The following is a 3,508-nucleotide window of genomic DNA, read 5'->3' on the forward strand; positions in this document are numbered from 1 at the left end:
AGTGCAGGAGGGAAATTAGGCGCGTTGATGCCTATTGCGTTTTTTACCGAAACTTCCCACTCGGCACTTGATACACTTCCAAAGCCCACAAATCCGCCTTTTGGGTTATTGAAGAGAGGGTTTGTGTACGCACCTCCCCAGTAGCCGGACTGAATATACCCGTAACCTTGGTTAGATCCCCCTCTTGCCGTATGTGATGTCCCCATTTGCATGAAAAAGGTATTGCCATCGTTTGCTCGGAATCTTAACCTAAGTCCGCCCGATTCATTGACTGTCCCATCACCATTTCCCGTTACAATGTCCACCACTGGATTTTTTCCACTTGGCACCCCCAGTGTTAGCTTATTGGAAACCTGTGTAAATGTTGAACTCCCCGTTGCTTGTTGGTTTGCGTCTGTATGGATAATTTGCCCCGTTGCAAACCTGTTTGTCGTACTTTCCAACCCCTTAGCCCATCGAGTGCCGTTGTACCATTCGGGGCCATTGCTTGTCATGCTATACCAGAAATCCGAAGTTGTGGCAGGGCTTGGACGTTGCGCATCTGTTCCCATTGGCAACTCCAACACACTTGGACTATCCCACGTCCAGCGTTTCGTTGTGCTGTTATATAGCGCGTTTGAGCTGCCTAACGTGTTGCTACCCGTAAAAATCGGGATTCTGTTGGTTATGCCTGATCCCGATAACAACTGCCCCGCACTTGCCACCCACTTGTGTGAAGTTGAATTGTAGATTAAGCCCTCACCTTGGTTGATGCCCGTGGTGTCTACATCATGCAATTCATGCAGCTCGTTTCCTGTCTGGACACGAATTGCAAGAACGCCAACTGTCGCACTTTTATTCACCACGAAAGCAATCGGTAAGCGCAAGTTCGGAGGAGATGGTTCGACGTTTGTCAATGCGCCTGGAGTTGTTGCGGAGCAGTATATTACGTCTCCCTCGTTCCATGTATTTGTATTGGTTTTTCGGAGTTTGCCAAAGCTAATCACATACCCGTCAGCACCGTTGGCGATACTGGTAGCAGTTACACCTAGCAAGTATTTTGCACTTACCGTACCGTTAGAAACCATCGGAGAAACAAGGATTCTTCCTGAACTGTCTAACGTCCCGACTGCCATTACAGCCGTGCCTTTTGCTATTGTAGATCCTGTTTGGTTCTTGACATACCACGTTTCCTTTTGTCCTATCTCGATGGTTGTACCACCCGCGCCAAATACCAATGTTTCGCTATCGGTGCTGAATTTTAGTTCTGCGGTATCTGGTTCAATTGCGGAAGGGGTGAAATAGATAGAGTCGAAAGGCATGGTAAGCCCACCGCTTGAATACTCCTGCCACGCACTTGTTGCCCTATTCCATCGGTATATCTTTTTTGTACCAACAACGTAGGCTAGTTCTGTACCATTTGGAAGTGCAGCAGGCCGTGCCGTCATGCTATCCACATCAAGAAAGTACCAAACCCCTGCGGATTTAAGTACTTGTGATTGAGCCGAAAAGGCAAGAAAAAGGAAAGCTATTGAAAGGATAATTACTCGCATATTGTTTGTGTCATAGTCACGCCCTCGGACATGCCGTATTCGTTTTCAAGATTAAGCGCAAAACTTTCACCAAATCCAACCCCGTCGTTTGCTGCCTCTTCCCGGCTTGAATAGCTTACAATAGTTGTCGATTCGTAACCCGGAACGGTTGTTGTGGTCATCCAGCAACCTGTTTCAACTTCAATTTCAGAACCATTATCTACAACCAATTGCCACGTACCGGAATTATCCGTAAAAGTTGATGAAATAGATGTTGGAATAAGTACTTCAATGTTGCCAATTCCAGACCCCAAAATAATGTCGCCAGTCAAAAACGAAAAAGTGTAGATGGTTGTCCCTGTGGTTTTCTGCTTTAATCGCAGTTCCGAAGTATAACCCGCCGTCAAGTCAATGGCCACCCCTGCCACCTCATACGTAAAAGTAAAAGTAGAATCATAGGTAGTCGAAATCATCATTTTGTTGACGGTCGTTGTGGTCATTACGGGATAACTTTTACTTTGAAGGTTCCTGATGTTGGGTTTACACTACCGCCTGATGGGTTGAAAAAGCGGATTGTTACGGTATTGCTTGCGCTTACCCAGGCAAAGAAAGTGCCAGTAGTTGCGCATGCGTTTGGGACGCCGATGGCCACCGGATCGCCGTCTATTGCGCCTGTTACGGTAATGGTCAGGTCTTGCGTTCCTCCCGCTGTTGTGGACGGGAAGTCTAGTATTGCGCTTGCTGCTAATACCCCATTTACCGCGCTTTGAAGCCGCCCGTCTTGATCAACTTGGATTGTTGCAAGTGCATAAGTTCCAGCCGTTACCGCAGTAGAGGCCATTTGAGGTGAGCCAATTGTGTTATTGTCTATCGTCCAGGTTGCACCGCCCGCGCTTACTGTGATGTCGCCTTTATCTCCGTTGCTTATTCCACTGCCTGAAACGGATTTACTCTTGATGTACGCCTTGTCGGAAAACTTCGCAGCAACTACCAACGCCTCACCAACGGTTATACTATCCATGCTTTCCGGGGTGATGAACATCGAATCCGACTTTGCCCGAAATCCAATATTATTCCAGCGCATTGAAGCACCTGTCGAAGTGTCGGCACTGATTGAGATAGTTTGGCCACCCTTGAGCAAAGACAGTGTGCTAGACCCTGAGCGAGTAAGGGCAAGTCTATTCACCCAACCAGAACCCCACGAAGTTGTATTGAAGTTAAGCCCGCCAAGACCCGAAAGAGTAAGCGAGTTTGTAGCTGCGGCAACTGTTACGCTACCGATTGGCAATTGCGACATAAGGCCACCGGGGATGTATTGAAGCGAATCCGACCCCGAAACGTAGCCCAAAACATAGCGGTTAGTTGGCGCAACACGCGTAACAGGTCGAGGCATAATGAAAGCCTGCATTTGCGCGGCGGTAGCCTTTCGCCATCTGCCACTCGTTGTAACGGTAGGGAAGGGGGAAGTAGCGGTAATGCTGGAAATAGCGGGTAGGGTGTTAAAGTTGATGCCTTGCGCACCCAGATCAACCGCCAAAACCACCGCGAAAAGGATAAAAAGTGTAATATTTTTCATGTTTCCAAAAAGTCGTTATCATCATCAATTAAGAAATCATCATCGTTGTCAATCAAATAACCGCTGTATAGGTCAACTTCTGCAAAATCAGGCACATAAGCGCCAAGTGGATCTATGTCCGACGCAAATTCAATACGGATTCGCCCTAATTCAAAGTCGTTCCCCCCAGGCAGCAAAGGCAAAACAGCGGAAACAACCAAAGGCTTAATCCCATTTGCCCCGCCAAACAACCAATCTCCCGCCGTGAAGTACCAGAACCGGAAATCAGTCAACCCGCGTTGCATTTTTCGCAGTATTTCGCGGGTTTGGCTATTCACGGTAAGTTCAAAATCCAAGGTGTAGCGGCGACGGGTAATGCGTCGATCAATTTTACCAAGACTTACACTCGCTTCCGCTGGATCAGGTAGCCCCCCCTTGCCGT

Annotated in this window: 4 protein-coding genes; all 4 read right to left on the reverse strand. The window is 47.9% G+C overall.

The window, feature by feature from the left end; genetic code table 11:
* The coding region (locus tag ACILQR_RS17180; RefSeq protein ID WP_395652581.1) for a hypothetical protein at positions 1 to 1,532 on the reverse strand (1,532 nt) is incomplete at its 3' end.
* Positions 1,523 to 2,011, reverse strand: coding sequence for a hypothetical protein (locus ACILQR_RS17185; RefSeq protein WP_395652582.1), 489 nt, complete (start codon positions 2,009 to 2,011; stop codon positions 1,523 to 1,525). The genes ACILQR_RS17185 and ACILQR_RS17180, both read right to left, overlap by 10 nt.
* Positions 2,011 to 3,087, reverse strand: a complete 1,077-nt coding sequence (locus ACILQR_RS17190) for a hypothetical protein (protein WP_395652583.1) — start codon at positions 3,085 to 3,087, stop codon at positions 2,011 to 2,013. The genes ACILQR_RS17185 and ACILQR_RS17190 overlap by 1 nt, the downstream gene beginning before the upstream one ends.
* Positions 3,084 to 3,508 (reverse strand): hypothetical protein (locus ACILQR_RS17195; RefSeq protein ID WP_395652584.1); only part of this gene is annotated, 425 nt, incomplete at its 5' end. The genes ACILQR_RS17195 and ACILQR_RS17190, both read right to left, overlap by 4 nt.

This window comes from Brevundimonas sp., assembly GCF_044239655.1.
Lineage (GTDB): Bacteria > Pseudomonadota > Alphaproteobacteria > Caulobacterales > Caulobacteraceae > Brevundimonas.